We start from the raw sequence: 18,307 nt of genomic DNA on the forward strand, positions 1-18,307 counted from the left end.
CTCAGGCCCCCAGTCCGGTGAGGAGGTTCGACAAGGCTTCGACCGCATCGATCTTCGCGGTCAGATATCCGTCGGGCTTCGAGTCAGCTTCGGCGACAGCCTTTTCCGGGCCGGCGAGCAACACCTGCCGGACACCGGCAGCGCGTGCGGCCGCCACCGCTCCGGACGCCTCTGCGCCGTAACGGGCATCGGTTCCACACAGCACCGCCACCGTCGGGGCACCGGCCTCTGCCACTGCCCCGGCAACCGCGGCCGCGTCCAGGACCCCGGGGTTGATCGCCTCGATACCGCCGGAAGCCAACAGGTTCGACGCGAACGTGGTGCGGATGTTGTGCTCGGACAGCGGCCCCAGCGGCAGCAACAGAACCTTGGGACGGGCACCGGTCGTTGCCAGGAACGCATCCGAGCGGTCGCGCAGCGCCTCGAATCCGGCCGCGTACCGAGCGATCGAGGACACCGAACCACTTTGTGGGAGCGGCTTTTCGTCGAGGTTGGGGAATTCGTTGACACCGGTGATCGAAGTGCGGCGGTGCGCGATGTCGGCACTGCGCCGGGCGGCGACGTCGGCGATCTGGGCGGCGATGTAGTCGCGGGCCGCGACGAATCCGCCGCGCGCCTCGATGTCCTGGAAATGCGCCCAGGCCTGCTCGGCGAGTTGCGCGGTCAGGTCTTCGACAAACCACGAGCCACCGGCCGGGTCGAGCACCTGACCGATGTGCGACTCCTCGAGCAGCAGCAGCTGGGTGTTGCGGGCGATGCGGCGGGTGAAACTCGTCGACGTCCCGTCCAGGCCGTCGGGAATCGCCGCGTCGAACGGGTGCACCTGCACGGTGTCGGCTCCCCCGACGCCCGCGGCGAAGGCGGCCAGAGTGGTGCGCAGCATGTTCACCCAGGGATCCCGCTGCGTCATCATCGGCAGCGAGGTCACGGCATGAATGCGCGCTGCTCCGGCGTCATCTGCAGTGTCGGCACCGACCACCTCGGCGACCCGGGCCCAGAGCTGCCGCGCGACCCGCAACTTGGCGATCGTCATGAACTGATCGTCATCGGCGGCGTACCGGAAACTGATCTGCCTCAGCGCATCCGGTGCCGCAACTCCGCCGTCGTTGAGGATCCGCAGATAGGCGACGGCCGCGGCAACCGAGCCGGCGAGCTCCCACGCCGCACTGGCGCCCAGGTTGTGGAACGCCGGGCCGTCGACCGTGATCGCCCGCACTCCGCCGGCGTAGCCGGTCAGCTTGGCGACGGTGGCGAGTAAGTCCGAGTCATCGGCGGTGGCTGAATTGTCGGCCCCACCGACGGCGGGCTGCCCGGAGAGCGGCGCGGTCAGCGGGTCGACACCCAGGTCGATCGACAAACGCGACCGCTGGTCGTCGTCAAGGTTTTCGAGAAGCGGCAACACCGCGTCGGCGACGGCGGCCAGGTCCGCCGCGGAGTTCGCAACGCCTTCGAAGATCACCGGCACCAGATCCAGGAACACACCGTCCAGCAGGCGGTCCAGCTCGCCCAGAGCGATACCGTCCTCGCCGACCCGCACGGCCAGCGCACTGGCACCCTCGGTCAGCGCCACCAGCACCGCACCGTTGACCGTGCCCACGGCGCTGCCCGCGACAGCGGGGAAGCTCTCGACGACCTTCCAGCCGGACTTCACATCCCGAAGGGCATCACCGCCGCGCACGAACGGCCACTGCCCCGGCAGGGTGGTCTCCGGAAGCGCGTCCAGGCTGGTGTACAGCGGCCGGATGGCGAAACCCTCATAGGTCTTCGAATCCAGTAGGCGCTCCGGCTCGGCCGGCAGATCGGCGACGTCCCGCCGACTGCTCTTGGCCAGCACGCCGGCGACCGCCGTCCGCCACTGCTGACGGTCCGACTCGACCGCACTAGTCCCCTGTAACGACACCCGCATCTCCTGTTATCGCAGCGTGTGACCTACCCACTCGCCCCTCAGGCTAAATGATCGCCGTCACGGCGCTGACCGCTGGTCGGTCGACTCACGGCGGCGCCCACCGGTGTTCCGCGCCGGCGGCCCGTACTGTTGTATGACGTGAAACCCGTCGTCAGAACCCTGCGCGTCGTGCGCGCCGCGGTGATCGCGACGGCTTCCCAGCTGCCACCTCGGCGGATCGTGGGCCTATTGACCGGCATTGTGATTCTCGTCGCAGTTGCCGTGCTGATTCCATTGCCCACGGCGATGCAGATGCGGGACTGGGCCACCTCGGTGGGGCCCTGGTTCCCGCTGGCCTTCCTCGGCGCCCACATCGTGGTGACGGTCTTCCCGTTCCCCCGCACCGCCTTCACCCTGGCCGCAGGTCTGCTGTTCGGCCCCGTACTGGGCGTGGCGATCGCGGTGGCGGCCAGCGCGGTGAGTGCGGTGCTGGCCCTGTTCCTGATCCGCGCGGCCGGCTGGCAGCTCAACCGGCTGCTGCCCCACCCCCGGATCGACTCACTGGACACCCGGCTGCGGCGGCGTGGCTGGCCGGTGGTGCTGTCCATGCGGCTGATTCCGGCGGTGCCGTTCTCGGTGCTGAACTACGCCGCCGGCGCGTCCGCCGTACGGGTGGTGCCCTACACCTTGGCGACGCTGGTGGGGCTGTTCCCCGGCACCGCGGCGGTCGTCATCCTGGGCGACGCGTTGACCGGAAACATCAGCCCGGCGTTGATCCTGGTGTCGCTGGGCACCGCCGCACTCGGTGTGACCGGACTGGTCTACGAGATGCGCCTCCACCACCGCGAGCGTGCGCATCTGCAGGCCGACACACCGGAACCGGTGGACATTCCACGCACCTTCACGGAGCCGTGAACGGGGCGAGAGGAGACGACGTATGAGCGCACTGCCCGATTTCGGTGCACGCCTCCTACGCAACCGCAGGCTCGTGCGGGCCCCGATCTGGCTCTACCGGATCCGGGCCGGAGCGCTGCTCGGCACGAGAATGATGATGCTCGAGCACATCGGCCGCACCTCCGGCGAACGCCGACACGTCGTGCTCGAAGTCGTGGACCGACCGAGTCCCGACACCGTCGTCGTCGCCTCCGGCTTCGGTACAAAAGCGCAGTGGTTCCGCAACATCGCCGTCAATCCGGAGGTCAGGGTGTGGCTGGGCAGTCACCGGCCGGTGTGCGGCGATGCCCATGTCCTCGACCAGCGCCGCGCCGATCAGGTGCTGACCGATTACCGGGAGCGCCACCCGGCGACGTGGCAGCAGTTCAAACTCGTCCTCGAAGAGACCCTCGGCCAGCCGATCACCGAGACGGACACACCGCTGCCGATGGTCGAGATCCGGCTACGGCCGAAGCGCTGACGCACCGGCGCTACTGCGCCCCGTGCGCGCCACCCTCCAGTTCGTTGGGCAGGGTCCCCGGCGGCGGGGTCTCCGGCGGGGTCTCCAACGACGATTGCGGCGGCCTGGCACTCAGCGGCGGAGTGGTGGCCCGAGCCTCGGCCTCGGCCTTGGCAACCGCCCGGGCGATCTCCGGATCGGTCTCCGTGTTGAACCATTCGGCGACCTCGTCGCTGTCGTCCTCGGGCTTCGGCAGGTCCTCGTCCACGGGCGACGGGGTGTACCGGAAGACGCCGTCCTCGCCGGGCGCCCCCAGCATCTTGGTGAAACCCTGTAACGCCGAACCGAAATCGCTGGGGACCAGCCAGACCTTGTTCGCTTCGCCCTTGGCCATCTGCGGCAGCGTCTGCAGGTACTGATACGCCAGCATTTCCGGGGTGGGTCGGCCCGCCTTGATCGCGGCGAACGTCTTCTCGATGGCCTTGGCCTGCCCCTGGGCCTGCAGGTACTGAGCGGCCCGCTCACCCTGGGCCCGCAGCATCCGGGACTGCCGGTCGGCCTCGGCGGCCAGGATCGCGGCCTGCTTGGCGCCCTCGGCCGCCAGGATCTGCGACTGCTTCTGGCCCTCGGCCTGCTTGATCGAGGATTCCCGCACACCCTCGGCGGTGAGGATCATGGCCCGCTTGTCACGATCGGCCTTCATCTGCTTTTCCATCGACTCCTGGATGGACGGCGGCGGGTCGATGCTGCGCAGCTCCACCCGGGCGACGCGAAGCCCCCACCGGCCGGTCGCCTCGTCGAGCACACCGCGCAACTGGGCGTTGATCGAGTCGCGCGAGGTCAGGGTCTGCTCCAGCGTCATGCCACCGACGACGTTGCGAAGCGTGGTGGTGGTCAGCTGTTCCACACCGACGATGTAGTTGCTGATCTGGTACACCGCTGCCTGCGGGTTGGTGACCTGGAAATAGACCACGGTGTCGATGTTGAGGGTCAGGTTGTCCTCGGTGATCACCGGTTGCGGCGGGAACGACACCACCCGTTCGCGGAGATCCACGCGCGCCCGGATCCGATCGATGAACGGCACCAACAACGTCAGCTGTCCGCTGACGGTGCGGCTGTAGCGGCCGAGGCGCTCGATCACCGCGGCCTCCGCCTGGGGAATGAGCGCGACCGATTTGGCCACGACGATGATCGCGAACACCACCAGCACAAGCAACAAGACCAGCCCGGCCACGGCACCTTCCATGGTGAATCCCTCCCTGGAGCTACGTCGTTTCGAAGTCGTTTTGAAGAGGCACTACATCGTCTTGAAGACCACCGCGGTGGCACCGTCGATCCTGACCACGGTCACATGCTCACCTGGTTCGTACACATCGTGGTCGTTGAGAGGCCGGGCCGTCCAGACTTCTCCATCTAGCTTGACCTGCCCTTCGTGCTGGGCCACCCGATCCAACACCAGCGCGGTCTTGCCTTCGAGCGCCTTGACGGGCTCGGGAAGGCCTCGTCCGGCCTCGAAACGGCGCCGCAACGCGGGCCGGACCAGCACCAGCAACAGCACCGACACCACGAGGAACACCGCGCCGTCGGCCCAGAGCGGGAAGTCGAACAGCCAACTCGATCCGCTCGCGGCCAATGCACCGCCGGCCAGCATGAGCAGGAACATGTCGCCGGTCAGCGCTTCTGCCCCGGCGAGTCCCAGCGCCAGGATGAGCCAGATCAGCGGTAGGGGCATGCGCCCACCCTAGCGAATCAGGCCTGATCGGCGACCGACAATTACACTGCCAGGATCATGTGGTGTCCAAGTGCAACTCTTTCGATGTGGGCCAACGCCTGGCTTGCCGGCGCGGCCGCGCCTGACGACGTCCTCGACGCGTTATCCCAGTGGGCACCAATGCATTCTGTGACGGCTTATGACTCGCAGGCGGCGGTCCGAACCAGCCTGCCCTGGCCGGAGTTGGAGGACTCCGGTTCGGTGTCGTTGCTGCAGACCCTGCGCACCGCTGTCGGCAGATCCGGAACCAGGCCCTCGATCAGGGTGGCCCTGCCGGTTCCCGGCGACGTCCGCGGTCTGCCTGCGGGTTCGCAGTTCCAGCGGGATGCGCTGGCGGTCGGAGAAGCGGTGCTCGTGACCCATGACGAGCTGGACGGCGTCGGGCTGGTGCCGGAGTTCGAGTATTTCGAATTCGATGACGTGGAAACCGAATCCACGTTGGCGCCCGAACCGCGGGCACTGTCGTGGACGGTGTACTCACTGCCTGTTCTGCCGCCGCCGCAGCACTACGACCTCGGCGAGGCCGAGTACGAGTTGAAGTCGGCGGTCCGCTCGGCCGCCGACACCCTGGTCGCGTTGCGGGCCGGTGTCGGTATCGACATCGACGACCCGCGCGGCATGGTGGAGGACATCCTCGAGGCCGGCCGGATGCACCCGATCCCGGACCATGCCCCGACCCGGGCCGTTCGGGTGCTGGAGAACGCCGCCCACGTGGAAGCGATCATCACGGTGAGCTCTGGGCTGATGCCGATCGGCCTGCAGAGTTCGTCGGAGGTCCAGATTGCCGGCGATGCCATGAGGCCCTTGGACCGGGTGGTGCGCTCAGCACGGCTGGCCGCACTCGAGGCGATCCTGCAATCGGCTTGGCGGGACTGACTTTTCCGGGCCCCAGGTGGTTCGTGTTCTAGGACGGCGTGCCACAGCAGAGCGGTGAGCACGGCGCACCGTTGACGCTGAATCCGTAGCCGGGCACCGGCTCAGGGCCGGCCACCCGCAGCGGCTCCGCACCGGTGCGGAGCTCATCGATCAACCCGGCGGCCAACCGGGCGAAACGCCTGTCGGCGTTCGGGGTGCTGGCCCGCGCGAAGGCGATACCGGCTTGCTCGGCCTGCAGCCTCAGCTCGTAGTCCAGATCCCACACCACCTCGATGTGGTCGGCGACGAACCCGATCGGGCACACGATGACCGCCCGGGTTCCCTTCTGGCCCAATGCGGTCAGGTGATCGGCGACGTCGGGTTCGAGCCACGGGATCCGGGGCGGACCCGACCGCGACTGCCACACCTGGTCGAAGTCCTGGTAGCCCGCGGCGGCGGCCACCAGCCGCGTCGCGTAGCCGACCTGGCGACTGTAGAGCCGCGGTCCGTGCCGCTCATCGGCCGCGATGGGTACCGAGTGCGCGGTGAACACCAACCGGGCCTCGTCGCGCAGCTCGGCAGGCAATGTGGCTGCCGCTGCCGCGATCGCGTCGGCGAACATCTCCACCAGCAGCGGATGGTCGAAGTACTGGCGCAGTTTGACGAGCTCGGGGGCGTTCTCGCCCACCGCAGTCCGGGCTCGGGCGATGTCCTCGACGTACTGGGTGCAGCTGGAATACCCACCCCAGGCCGACGTGGTGAACACTGCCGCCCGCCTAATTCCGTCGTCACGCATCGCCGCAACGGTGTCTTCGACGTAGGGATCCCAGTTCCGGTTACCGAAATAGACCGGCATACCGGGCAATTCGGCCCGCAACTGCTCGATCAGTGCCCGGTTGATCCCGTTGATCGGCGATATCCCACCGAAATGCAGGTAGTGCTCGGCGACGTCGGCCAGCCGCTCGGCGGGGATGCCGCGCCCCCGGGTCACGTTCTCCAGGAACGGCATCACCTGGTCCGGCGCCTCCGGTCCCCCGAAGGACAGCAGCAGAACGGCGTCAAAGCTTGATGATCGTCGCGCAAGCGGCTCATCAATCTCCATCAGGGTGCCTCTCCTTTGAACCGCGAAACCGCACTCCGGCAGGGATTGTGCGACTGGCACACCTGCCGGAATGCGGTTTCGGCGAAAAACAAGTCAGAGCCGTCGACTCCGCGCGCAAGCGCTCATCACAGCAGCTGGGTGCTGGCGCCGCCGTCGGCGTAGACGATGGTGCCGGTGGTGGCGGGCAGCCAGTCCGACAGCAGCGCACACACGGTCTTGGCGACCGGCTCCGGGTCCTTCATGTTCCAGCCGACCGGCGCACGCTGATCCCAGCCCTCTTCGAGCAGCCGCATCTGATCCCCGGCTTCGGCACCCAGTGCGCCGCCGACGATGGCGCTCATGGCCAGGGTCCGGATCGGTCCTGCCGCAACAAGGTTGGAGCGAACACCGAACGGGCCGGCCTCACGGGCGACGAACCGGTTGACCGACTCGAGTGCGCTCTTGGCCACCGTCATCCAGTTGTAGGCCGGCATCGCGCGGGTCGGATCGAAGTCCATGCCGACGATGCTGCCGCCTTCGTTCATGATCGGCAGCGTGGCCTTGGCCAGCGAGGCGTAGGAGTACGCCGAGATGTGGATGCCCTTGGCGACGTCCTCGTAGGGGGCGTCGAAGAAGGGGTTGACGCCCATGCCGGTCTGCGGCATGAAGCCGATCGAGTGCACCACACCGTCGAGCTTGTTGCCCTCACCGATGACCTCGCCGATGCGTCCGGCCAGGCTTGCCAGGTGCTCCTCGTTCTGCACGTCGAGCTCGAGCAGCGGCGCCGGCTTGGGCAGCCGGTCGGCGATGCGCTGGATCAGCTTCATCCGGTCGAATCCGGTCAGCACCAGCTCGGCGCCGGCCTCCTGGGCCACCTTGGCGATGTGGAACGCGATCGAGCTGTCCGTGATGATCCCCGTGACGAGGATGCGCTTGCCTTCGAGCAAACCTGCCATTGTCCTGACTCCTACTTCGGTGAAGAGTTATGCGAAAGTTCGTGTTGTCCAGAGCTTTTGGGTCAGTGCCCCATACCCATGCCGCCGTCGACCGGGATCACCGCACCGGCGATGTAGCCGGCATCCTCGGACGCCAGGAAGCTGACCGCACCGGCGACCTCGTCTGCGGTGCCGACCCGCTTGGCCGGGATGAATTCCAGTGCGCCCGCCTGAATCCGCTCGTCGAGGGAACGGGTCATCTCGGTGTCGATGTAGCCGGGGGCCACGACGTTGGCGGTGACACCGGCCTTGGACAATTCCCGGGAGATCGAGCGGGCCATGCCGATCAGGCCGGCCTTGGCGGCCGCGTAGTTGGCCTGGTTGCCGATCCCCCACATGCCCGAAACCGAGCCGATGAAGATGATCCGGCCGAACCGCTTGCGCTGCATGCTGCGCGAGGCCCGCTGCGCCACCCGGAATGCCCCGGTGAGGTTCGCGTTGATGACGTTCTCGAACCGCTCCTCGGTCATCCGCATCAGGAACGCGTCCTGGGAGATCCCCGCGTTGGACACCACAATCTCGACCGGACCCTGGTGCTCTTCGACCTCTTTGAACGCGCGGTCGACGGCCTCGTTGTCGGTGACGTCGCAGACGACGCCGAACAGCCCGTCGGGCGCTCCGGATCCGCGGTGGGTGACGGCCACCTTGTGCCCGTCGGCGGCCAGCCGCTGTGCGATCGCCAGGCCGATCCCCCGGTTTCCACCGGTGACCAGCACGGAGCGGGAGACGAATGCCGGTCGGCCGCCGGATTCTGCGGTGGGGCTTTCGGTGGCATTCTCGGTGGCGACGCTGTCACTCATGCCCGCCAACTTATCTCCTCACCAGCATGGTCTGAAAATCGCATCACCCGTGTCGATCGGCGACCACGCGGGCCGGATCGCGTCCTAGCCGGGCAGTCTGCGGTTGATCAACAGGGCCGCCACACCGGCCAGCGCCAGCACCAATGCCCCCAGCCGCAGCCAGCCGAGGCTGGCGTCGCCCTTGATCGTCTCGTAGCCGATCTGCTGCTGCAGCGAGGTGAACACCTGCTTCAGCTGCTCCAGGCTGGACGCGGTGAAGGCGTCGCCGCCGGACAGTTTGGCGATCTTGCCGAGCATCTCGTCGTCGACCGGCACCGGCTGGCGCTGATCGTTGATCTCGACGTAGCCGTAGGGCGTACCGAAGGACACCGTGGAGATCGGCACCCCCTGGTCCTTGGCGGTGCGCGCCGCGGTGTAGGCGCCCTTGGGGTTGTCCGGGTTGGACGGCACGGTCTCCTTGCCGTCGGACATCAGCACGATGCGCGCGGGCGGCTTCTCGTCACCGCCGCCGATCACCGCACCCACGGTGGCGATCGCCTGGAGCGCCGTGAAGATGCCTTCACCCGTGGCGGTCCGGTCGGCCAGCTGCAGCTTGTCCAGGCCGTTCTTGGTGGCCTCGCGGTTGGTGGTCGGCTGTACCAGCACCGTGGCCGTGCCTGCGTAGGCGATCAGGCCCAGGTTGATCCCCGGGGTCAGCTGATCGGCGAACTGCTTGGCGGCTTCCTGGGCGGCGGCCAGCCGGCTGGGCGCGACGTCGGTGGCACGCATCGACTGCGACACGTCGATCACCAGCATCACCACCGCACGGTTGCGGGGAATCCGCACATCATGGGTGGGACCGGCCATCGCCACGGTCAGCAGCACGAGCGAGACCGCCAACAGCGCGGCAGGCAGATGCCGCCACCGGGTCGGCTGCTTGGGCGCCACACTTTCGAGCAGCTCCATGTTGGCGAACCGCAGGATCCGCTGCTTCCGCGCGCGCTGCACGATGACGTAGTACGCCAGCAGGCCCAGTACCACGAACAGGAACAGGAACCACCACGCGTGCGCGAAGCCCGTCAGGCTCATCGGACCGAGAATCGGTAAAGTCATGTGCTAGAAGTCATTTCGGTTGATTGCTGATCAAGCTTTCAGTCATCTGTGCGGGTTTCCTCTTCGCGCAAGCGCTCATCGGCCGGCCAGGGCGCCGCGCCGCCTGTTCGCCACGAACCGGACCACGTCGGCGATCCAGTCCCGGTCGGTGCGCAGGCTCAGCAGCGGCGCATCACAACGCCGCAGCGTGCGGGCCACTTCCTCGCGATGGGCCGCGGCGGCCCGCTCGAAATCGCTGCGCAACTGCTCGTCGATGGTGAACTCGCGGGTGACACCGGTCTCGGTGTCCTGCAGCACCACATCGCCGACAGCGGGCAACTCGACATCACGCGGGTCGAGGATCTCGATCCCCAGCACCTCGTGGCGGCCGGCGATCGCGCGCAGCGGGCGCATCCAGTTGATCGGGCCGAGGAAGTCACTGATGATCACCGCCATGCCGCGCCGGCGCTCGGGGCGACGGAGCGCATCGATGGCGGCGGCCAGGTCGCCCCGCACCCCGGTCGGAGCCTTGGGTGTGGTGGCGATCGCCCGCAGCAACTCCTGCTCGTGCAGCCGCCCGCTCAATGCCGGGACCCGGCGCACGGTGTCCCCGTTGGCGATGATCGCGCCGATCCGGTTGCCGCCACCGCTGTTGAGGAACGCGATCGCAGCCGCGGCCGCCACCGCCAGATCACGCTTCTCGCAACCGGCGGTACCGAAGTCCAGGCTGGCCGACATGTCGACGACCAGCCAGGTCTCCAGCTCGCGGTCGGCGATCATCTGCCGCACGTGGGGCGTCTGTGTCCGCGCCGTCACCGACCAGTCCATCCGGCGCACGTCGTCGCCGGGCTGGTAGATCCGCGAGTCCCCCGGCTCTGATCCCGGACCTGGGATCAGACCGAGGTGGTCGCCGTGCAGAACTCCGTCGAGCTTGCGCCGCACCGTCAGCTCAAGCTTGCGCAACGCCGCCGTGAGAGCGGGGTCCCGAATCTCCCCGCGCTTCAGCGACGGCAGGTCGACGGTGCGTCGGGAACTGGTCACCGACCACCCGCCGCGCCGGCCGCGGCAGGTACGGCGGGCGGAACCGAATGCCCTTGCTGCGGAAGCGCATTCACCTGCGGCAGGGCAACGGTCTGCAGGATCCGGTTGACCACGGTCTCAGCCGAGACCTCATCGGCCAGCGCGTCGTAGGTCAGCACGAGGCGGTGGCGCAGCACATCGGGGATCACCTCTACGACATCCTGCGGGATGACGTAGTCACGGCCGCGCACCAAAGCCAGCGCGCGGGCCGCCGAGATGATGCCGAGCGAGGCACGCGGCGAGGCACCGTAGGCGATCCACGCCTTCGCATCGGGCATGCCGAACTTCTCGGGCTCGCGCGTCGCGGTGACGATCCGCACCACGTAGTCCACCAGCGCGTGGTGCACGAAGGTGTTGGCCGCGAGTTCCTGCAGCCGCAGCAGGTCGCCGGTGTTCAGGATCTGCTTGGGCTCCGGGGGCTTGACGCCCATTCGGTAGATGATCTCGCGCTCTTCCTCCGGCGTCGGGTAGTCGACGTTGAGCTTGAACAGGAAGCGGTCACGCTGGGCTTCCGGCAGCGCGTAGACGCCTTCCTGCTCGATCGGGTTCTGGGTCGCCATCACCAGGAACGGGCTGGGCAGCGGGAAGGTCTTGCCGCCGATCGAGATCTTGCGCTCGGCCATCACCTCGAGGAGCGCGGACTGCACCTTGGCCGGCGCACGGTTGATCTCGTCGGCGAGCAGGAAGTTCACCACCACCGGGCCGAGCTCGATGTCGAAGTCTTCTTTGCCCTGCCGGTAGATGCGGGTACCGATGATGTCGGTGGGCACCAGGTCAGGGGTGAACTGGATGCGCGCGAAGGTGCCGCCGACGACCTTGGCGAACGTCTCTACCGCCAGGGTCTTGGCCACACCGGGCACGCCTTCGAGCAGGACGTGACCCTTCGCAAGCAACCCTACGAGCATCCGCTCGACGAGCTGGTCCTGGCCGACGATGATCCGCTTGACCTCGAAGATGGCACGTTCCAGGGTGTGTACCTCGGCCTGCAGGCTGCCGTTGGTCGCGGCCTGCGGGGCAGCCGGCCCGGCGTGGGAGCCGGTCGACCCGGGCGGAAAGCCCGGCGCCGGGCTCGAACCGGGATAACCTCCGGCGCCCTGCGGCGGTCCACTCGGTGACGTCATCAACTTCCTCCCACGGTGTTCGACTACAAAACGCTGGTCTTGCAAACTTGTTCTATCGGGCAATCGGGTGCCCGTCGTCAACTATTCCAGGCACTTCGAGATCCGTCGACGCTGCCCGGAAGACTTCAGGTTCCCCTCAGGATTCGATGATGCGGGCCGCATACGGCTGGATGCCCGAGGTGCGGACCGGGCTCACGGTGACTTTCTCCGCGCTGCCCGACGCCTCCAGCATCTTCCCGCCGCCGAGGTACATCGCCACGTGCTGGCTACCGCCGGGGCCCCAGAACAGGAGATCACCGCGCTTTGCCTGGGCCACCGGCACCTTGCGGCCGGTGTTGTACTGGTCACCGGAATACTTCGGAATCTGCACACCCACGCCGGCGAAGGCGTAGCGGGTCAGGCCGGAACAGTCGAAGCCCATCTTTCCGGCGTCGTAGTCCACACCGGGGCCGGGACCGGTGAGTGTGCCACCGCCCCACGAGTAGGGCACGCCCATCTGGGTGCCCCCGCGCCGGATCGCGTATTCGATGGCCTGGGGGCCGCGGACCCGGCCGCCGGGGAATGTCGAGGCCGCCTGCTTCGGGGCCAGGCCGATGGTCTGCAGGAACTGCTGGCCGAGGTTCTGCGTGGTCTGCAGTGCGAGCTGGCTGACCTGGAACGACGCGTTGGCGATGGCGACCGGGTCGCCGGGCGCCCCGGAGCTGACCAGCTTCGGAAGAGTGGGATCCCACTGTCCGTCGTCAGGCGCGGCACCGGCCGGCGCCACCATACTGATCGCTGCGAACGCGGTTGCGGCGATCAGTATCAGGCAACGTAAGACGAAGGAGCGCAAGGTATTCCCATCAGTATTCGATGTAGCGAACGACGTACGGGGTCATCCCGCTGGTCCGGACCGGCGAGATCTTGACGTGCGAACCCGTGTAGGGCGCTTCGAGCATCTGGCCGTTGCCGAGGTAGAGCGTCACGTGCTGGCTGCCACCGGGGCCGTAGAAGATCACGTCGCCGCGCCGCATCTGTGAGGACGGGATCTTGCGACCGGCGTTGTACTGCGAGCCCGAGTAGTGCGGCAGCTTGATGCCGACACCGGCGAATGCGTAGAGGATCAGACCCGAACAGTCGAACCCGACCGTGTTGGCACCCGAATCGATGCCACGGCTGGCACCGGCCGCGTTCCCACCGCCCCAGGAGTACGGAACCCCCATCTGGGAGCCGGCCCGCTGGATGACGTATTCAGATGCCTGCCTTCCGTATACCCGCGGGATGGCCCCGTTGGTATAGCCGGTCGGAGTGGGCAGGATGCCGAGCTTCTGCAGGAAGCTTCGGCCCATGTTCTGGGTGACCTGAGCCGAGGTCGACGAGATCCCCAGAACGGTGTTGATGATCGCGATCGGGTCACCGCTGACGAACGCGCTGGGAATCGCGGGCAGCGTGGGATCCCATTCGCCGTCCCACTTCTGGCCCGCTTGAGCCGGTGCACCGGGAGCCCGATCCCAGTCCCCCGCCGCGACCTGCGGTGCCGCGCCCTGCGCCGGCCCGGCGGCGATCGGCGCCGACGCCTTGTGCACCTGAGCGAGTTGGGCTGCCGCCGTTGCCCGTTCGGCGGTCAACCGCTGTAGTTCACCCTGCTGGGAACTGAACGTCTGCTGCGCCTGCTGCAGTGCTGCGACCGCGGAGTCCTGACTGGTCTGGGCGTTGACCGTGGCCTGGTCGGCGTTCTGCTTGGCCAGCCGGGCGGCCGACTCGCGGTTCACCTGCTCGGTGCGGGCACGCTGCAGATCGGTGATCACCTTGTCCGTGCTGGTCGCCAGGGTCTGGCCGGTCGCCGCGGTGCGCGCGATGTCGGTGGGGTCCGACGCGGTCAGATACGAGCTCGACGGGCCGTTGACGTAGGTGGCCGCGGCGAAGGTGTCGAACCTCTTCTGAGCCTCGGCGATGGCGGCATTGGCGTCGGCGATTCCCTGCTGGCTGGCGTCGACCTCCTGCTGTGCCGTGGCTGCCGCGTCGCGGGCGTCCTGCACGTCGACGATGGCCTTGTTGACGGCTTCCTGCTGGGTCTGGATGGCAGCGCCCAACTCCTGCAGCTTCTGATCGGCGTTGGCCACCGCGGCGACGAGCGTTGCGACCTGATCGGGCGCCCCGGGATCAGCCGCGGCCGGGACACCGCCCGACATCGCCGTGGCCAACAGCATCGCAACGGTCACCGGCACAGCCCAGAAACGGCCGACCAGCCGGGGTGCAGATGCCCCAACTGTTCCTCGCGTGCGCGGGACGCCGACGGTGCGTCTCATTCGACTCAAGTCTCCTATGGCTCAACGCCGGCGTACGGCGTTTGCTCGGGGCCTTTGCACAGAAGTCACACGAAGCACAACTGCAACAATGGGTACCGATTGCACCGTACGTCACATCTGAAGCCAAAGAAACTTTAGTCACAAATTACAGGAATGTAATTGCGAATAGTGTGACCTATTAGTGATATTGGGAGATATTCCGAACTAATGTTCGACGGGTTTTCAGACCTCTGCCGAAGGGGCGCTCGAGGCCCCTGACCCGGCCAATCGTTTGCTGCGCACCTGCAGAGTGCGAGTCAGTGCAGCCGCCGCGGCAACTCCGAGCGTCAGCACGATCGTGAGTGCGGTCCAGGGAAAGTCGGGGGTCGAAATCTCCCCGACGAAATTCTTCGCCGACAACACCGGATTACCGGTTTTGGCCACATCCTGTCCGGCTTCCAAAGTCACCCGGTCGACAGTCGGGCTGTACGTACCGGCGAAAGACGGACTCAGCGCGAGCACGGTCGCACCCGGATTGGCCTCCCCGACCTCCGAGGCGATGTCACGCAGCGGCGTATCGATGCCGGGATTCTGCGGCAGCACCACGATCTTGAGGTCGACCCCGCCCTGACGGGCGTCGCTGACCACCTGGCGCAGCGCCTCGACATCGGCAGCCGGTGCACTGACCCCGTCGTCGCGAACGTCCGCCTGCACGGCCGCCATGCACTTGGCCACCCCTTCGGGTTGCGCCGGATCCATCCCGACGGTGTCACACACCTCGACCGGGATGTAGGCCGGCAGGAACGGGATGACATGGGGTCCGGTCACAGACGCACGGTATCCCGAGCCCATCCGCCCCTGCGAAGCGACACGGAAATCGTCACCGCATCGACCACCTATCGTCACGCCGGGGTGACGCTCGAGCGGGCGTTGGGCGGGCGCCGGCCCACGGATCACACGGATCGCCCGGACGGGGTGGCAACGAACACGCGACCAGTGAAGACTGGACCCCGGCCCGCCGGCCATTGCAGGACAAGCGTACTGTTAGGATCAGCACGCCGCCGACACAGCCCGTCGCGGCGAGATCTAACCGGGAGTTGATGTGAGCAGCGAGAATACGGAAAATTCGTCCCTTAACTCATTTGGTGCCCGCGACACTCTGACTGTCGGGGACAAGAGCTACGAGATCTATCGCCTCGACGCGGTACCCGGTACCGAAAAACTGCCGTACAGCCTCAAGGTGCTCGCGGAGAACCTCCTGCGCACCGAGGACGGCGCCAACATCACCAAAGACCACATCCAGGCCATCGCCAACTGGGATCCCTCGGCCGAGCCGAGCGTCGAGATCCAGTTCACGCCGGCGCGGGTATTGATGCAGGACTTCACCGGCGTGCCGTGCATCGTCGACCTGGCGACAATGCGCGAGGCGGTCGCGGCCCTGGGTGGGGACCCGGACAAGGTGAACCCGCTCTCGCCGGCGGAGATGGTCATCGACCACTCGGTGATCCTCGACGTGTTCGGCAATGCCGGCGCGTTCGAGCGCAACGTCGAACTCGAATACGAACGCAACTCCGAGCGCTACCAGTTCCTGCGCTGGGGGCAGGGCGCCTTCGACGACTTCAAGGTCGTCCCCCCGGGCACCGGCATCGTGCATCAGGTCAACATCGAATATCTGGCCCGAGTGGTGTTCGAGCGCGACGGGGTGGCCTACCCGGACACCTGTGTGGGCACCGACAGCCACACCACCATGGAGAACGGTCTCGGTGTGCTGGGCTGGGGCGTCGGCGGTATCGAAGCCGAGGCCGCCATGCTGGGCCAGCCCGTCTCGATGCTCATCCCCCGCGTCGTCGGCTTCAAGCTGACCGGTGAGATCAAGCCCGGCGTGACCGCCACCGACGTGGTGCTCACCGTCACCGACATGCTGCGCAAGCACGGCGTGGTCGGCAAGTTCGTCGAGTTCTACGGCAAGGGCGTCGCCGAGGTGCCGCTGGCCAACCGCGCCACCCTGGGCAACATGAGCCCCGAATTCGGTTCCACCGCAGCGATCTTCCCGATCGACGAAGAGACCATCAACTACCTGCGGCTGACCGGCCGTACCGAGGAGCAGCTGGCACTGGTCGAGGCGTACGCCAAGACGCAGGGCATGTGGCACAACGCCGACCACGAGCCGGCCTTCTCCGAGTACCTCGAGCTCGACCTGTCGACCGTGGTGCCCTCGATCTCCGGCCCGAAGCGCCCGCAGGACCGCATCGAGCTGTCGGACGCCAAGAACGCGTTCCGCAAGGACATCCACAACTACGTCGAGGAGAACCTCCCGACTCCCGAGACCAAGCTCGACGAGGCCGTCGACGAGTCCTTCCCGGCCAGCGATTCCGTCGCGCTGTCCTTCGCCGACGACGGTGCGGTCGACGTCCGCCCGTCGGCGGCCAACGGTTCCGAAGGCCGGCCATCCAAGCCGGTCACCGTGCGCTCCGAGGAGCGCGGCGACTTCGTGCTCGACCACGGCGCGGTCGTCGTCGCGGGCATCACCTCGTGCACCAACACCTCCAACCCGTCGGTCATGCTCGGCGCGGCCCTGCTGGCCAAGAAAGCCGTCGAGAAGGGCCTGACCAGCAAGCCGTGGGTCAAGACCAACATGGCACCGGGCAGCCAGGTCGTCACCGACTACTACAACAAGGCCAACCTGTGGCCCTACCTGGAGAAGCTGGGCTACTACCTGGGCGGCTACGGCTGCACCACGTGCATCGGCAACACCGGTCCACTGCCCGACGAGATCTCCAAGGCCATCAACGACAACGACCTTTCGGTGACCGCGGTGCTCTCGGGTAACCGCAACTTCGAGGGCCGCATCTCTCCCGACGTCAAGATGAACTACCTGGCCTCGCCGCCGCTGGTCATCGCCTACGGCATCGCAGGCACCATGGACTTCGACTTCGAGTCCGACCCGCTCGGGCAGGACCAGGACGGCAATGACGTCTTCTTGAAGGACATCTGGCCGTCGGCAGCCGAGATCGAAGAGACCATCGCGTCCTCGATCAACCGGGAGATGTTCACCGACTCCTACGCCGACGTGTTCAAGGGCGATGACCGCTGGCGTTCGCTCTCCACCCCCGAAGGCAACATCTTCGAGTGGGACGACGCCTCGACCTACGTCCGCAAGGCCCCGTACTTCGACGGCATGCCCGCCGAGCCGGAGCCGGTCGGTGACATCAAGGGCGCCAGAGTCCTTGCCCTGCTGGGCGATTCGGTGACCACCGATCACATCAGCCCGGCCGGTTCGATCAAGCCGGGCACCCCGGCCGCGCAATACCTCGACGCCAACGGCGTTGAGCGCAAGGACTACAACTCGCTGGGGTCGCGACGCGGCAACCACGAGGTGATGATCCGTGGCACCTTCGCCAACATCCGGCTCAAGAACCAGCTGCTCGACGACGTCTCCGGTGGCTACACGCGCGACTTCACCCAGCCCGATGGCCCGCAGGCGTTCATCTACGACGCCTCGGTCAACTACAAGGAAGCCGGCATCCCGCTGGTCGTCCTGGGCGGCAAGGAATACGGGTCGGGCTCCTCGCGTGACTGGGCGGCCAAGGGCACCGTGCTGCTCGGCGTGAAGGCCGTCATCACCGAGTCCTTCGAGCGCATCCACCGGTCGAACCTGATCGGCATGGGCGTCATCCCGCTGCAGTTCCCGGCGGGTGAGTCGGCGGCGAGCCTCAAGCTGGACGGCACCGAGACCTACGACATCACCGGCATCGAGGAGCTCAACAAGGGCAAGACCCCGAAGACGGTCAAGGTCACCGCCACCAAGCAGGATGGCTCCAAGGTGGAGTTCGACGCGGTGGTCCGCATCGACACCCCCGGTGAGGCCGACTACTACCGCAACGGCGGCATCCTGCAGTACGTGCTGCGCAACATGCTGAAGTCGAAGTAATCCTGAATCCGACAACCGAAGCAGCACAGGCGCGGCGCCGAGCCGCGCTTGGGCGAG

Annotated in this window: 15 protein-coding genes and 1 pseudogene; 4 read left to right on the top strand and 12 right to left on the bottom strand. The window is 67.1% G+C overall.

The genetic code is table 11. The annotated features are described in order from the left end of the window. Position 1 precedes the first annotated feature (1 nt). A complete protein-coding gene (gene mutA / locus ACNQVK_RS21310) occupies positions 2–1,906 on the bottom strand; it encodes a methylmalonyl-CoA mutase small subunit (RefSeq protein WP_418031092.1) in 1,905 nt (634 codons plus the stop codon). A 138-nt stretch (positions 1,907–2,044) separates the two neighbouring features. Here mutA and ACNQVK_RS21315 point away from each other — a divergent pair, with 138 nt between their 5' ends. Continuing rightward, positions 2,045–2,800 (top strand): TVP38/TMEM64 family protein, encoded by a 756-nt coding sequence (locus ACNQVK_RS21315; RefSeq protein ID WP_418031093.1) that lies wholly within the window; start codon positions 2,045–2,047, stop codon positions 2,798–2,800. 22 nt (positions 2,801–2,822) lie between these two features. Beyond that, entirely contained in the window at positions 2,823–3,299 is a 477-nt protein-coding gene (locus tag ACNQVK_RS21320; RefSeq protein ID WP_418031094.1) for a nitroreductase family deazaflavin-dependent oxidoreductase, read from the top strand. A 10-nt stretch (positions 3,300–3,309) separates the two neighbouring features. On the opposite strand, the gene ACNQVK_RS21325 is transcribed toward ACNQVK_RS21320, so the two are convergent. Both ACNQVK_RS21325 and ACNQVK_RS21330 read right to left on the bottom strand, forming a co-directional pair. Beyond that, a complete protein-coding gene (locus ACNQVK_RS21325; protein ID WP_418031095.1) occupies positions 3,310–4,524 on the bottom strand; it encodes an SPFH domain-containing protein in 1,215 nt (404 codons plus the stop codon). A 51-nt stretch (positions 4,525–4,575) separates the two neighbouring features. Next, a complete protein-coding gene (locus ACNQVK_RS21330; RefSeq protein WP_418031096.1) occupies positions 4,576–5,010 on the bottom strand; it encodes an NfeD family protein in 435 nt (144 codons plus the stop codon). 57 nt (positions 5,011–5,067) lie between these two features. On the opposite strand from ACNQVK_RS21330, the gene ACNQVK_RS21335 reads away from it, so the two are divergent. Next, positions 5,068–5,925, top strand: a complete 858-nt coding sequence (locus ACNQVK_RS21335) for a hypothetical protein (protein ID WP_044518328.1) — start codon at positions 5,068–5,070, stop codon at positions 5,923–5,925. Here ACNQVK_RS21335 and ACNQVK_RS21340 read toward each other — a convergent pair. The 9 genes and pseudogenes from ACNQVK_RS21340 to ACNQVK_RS21380 form a co-directional block, all read right to left on the bottom strand. Beyond that, positions 5,894–7,006 (bottom strand): annotated as a pseudogene (locus ACNQVK_RS21340) (ferrochelatase); the annotation flags it as partial. The gene ACNQVK_RS21335 and the pseudogene ACNQVK_RS21340 sit on opposite strands and share 32 nt — an antisense overlap. A 125-nt stretch (positions 7,007–7,131) precedes the next feature. After that, a complete protein-coding gene (gene inhA, locus ACNQVK_RS21345; RefSeq protein WP_044518324.1) occupies positions 7,132–7,941 on the bottom strand; it encodes an NADH-dependent enoyl-ACP reductase InhA in 810 nt (269 codons plus the stop codon). A 62-nt stretch (positions 7,942–8,003) separates the two neighbouring features. After that, entirely contained in the window at positions 8,004–8,780 is a 777-nt protein-coding gene (gene fabG1, locus ACNQVK_RS21350) for a 3-oxoacyl-ACP reductase FabG1 (protein WP_418031097.1), read from the bottom strand. 84 nt (positions 8,781–8,864) lie between these two features. Next, positions 8,865–9,872 (bottom strand): VWA domain-containing protein, encoded by a 1,008-nt coding sequence (locus ACNQVK_RS21355; protein WP_044518318.1) that lies wholly within the window; start codon positions 9,870–9,872, stop codon positions 8,865–8,867. A gap of 75 nt (positions 9,873–9,947) precedes the next feature. Further along, positions 9,948–10,892 carry a DUF58 domain-containing protein gene (locus ACNQVK_RS21360; protein ID WP_276125512.1) on the bottom strand — a complete coding sequence of 315 codons (945 nt, stop codon included), beginning with the start codon at positions 10,890–10,892 and terminating at the stop codon, positions 9,948–9,950. Then, on the bottom strand, positions 10,889–12,052 hold the full coding sequence (locus ACNQVK_RS21365) for an AAA family ATPase (protein WP_418031098.1): 1,164 nt from the start codon (positions 12,050–12,052) through the stop codon (positions 10,889–10,891). The genes ACNQVK_RS21360 and ACNQVK_RS21365 overlap by 4 nt, the downstream gene beginning before the upstream one ends. 136 nt (positions 12,053–12,188) lie before the next feature. Next, complete coding sequence (gene ripB / locus ACNQVK_RS21370; protein WP_211154230.1) at positions 12,189–12,884, bottom strand: NlpC/P60 family peptidoglycan endopeptidase RipB; 696 nt, start codon at positions 12,882–12,884, stop codon at positions 12,189–12,191. Between the two features lie 10 nt (positions 12,885–12,894). Next, a complete protein-coding gene (ripA, locus tag ACNQVK_RS21375; RefSeq protein ID WP_418031099.1) occupies positions 12,895–14,340 on the bottom strand; it encodes an NlpC/P60 family peptidoglycan endopeptidase RipA in 1,446 nt (481 codons plus the stop codon). A gap of 222 nt (positions 14,341–14,562) precedes the next feature. Next, entirely contained in the window at positions 14,563–15,147 is a 585-nt protein-coding gene (locus tag ACNQVK_RS21380; RefSeq protein ID WP_418031100.1) for a DUF6676 family protein, read from the bottom strand. A 274-nt stretch (positions 15,148–15,421) separates the two neighbouring features. Here ACNQVK_RS21380 and acnA point away from each other — a divergent pair, with 274 nt between their 5' ends. Beyond that, positions 15,422–18,250 (top strand): aconitate hydratase AcnA, encoded by a 2,829-nt coding sequence (gene acnA / locus ACNQVK_RS21385; RefSeq protein WP_409551938.1) that lies wholly within the window; start codon positions 15,422–15,424, stop codon positions 18,248–18,250. Positions 18,251–18,307: the final 57 nt, after the last annotated feature.

Source organism: Mycobacterium sp. 134 (genome assembly GCF_048282715.1).
Classification (GTDB): Bacteria; Actinomycetota; Actinomycetes; order Mycobacteriales; family Mycobacteriaceae; genus Mycobacterium; species Mycobacterium septicum.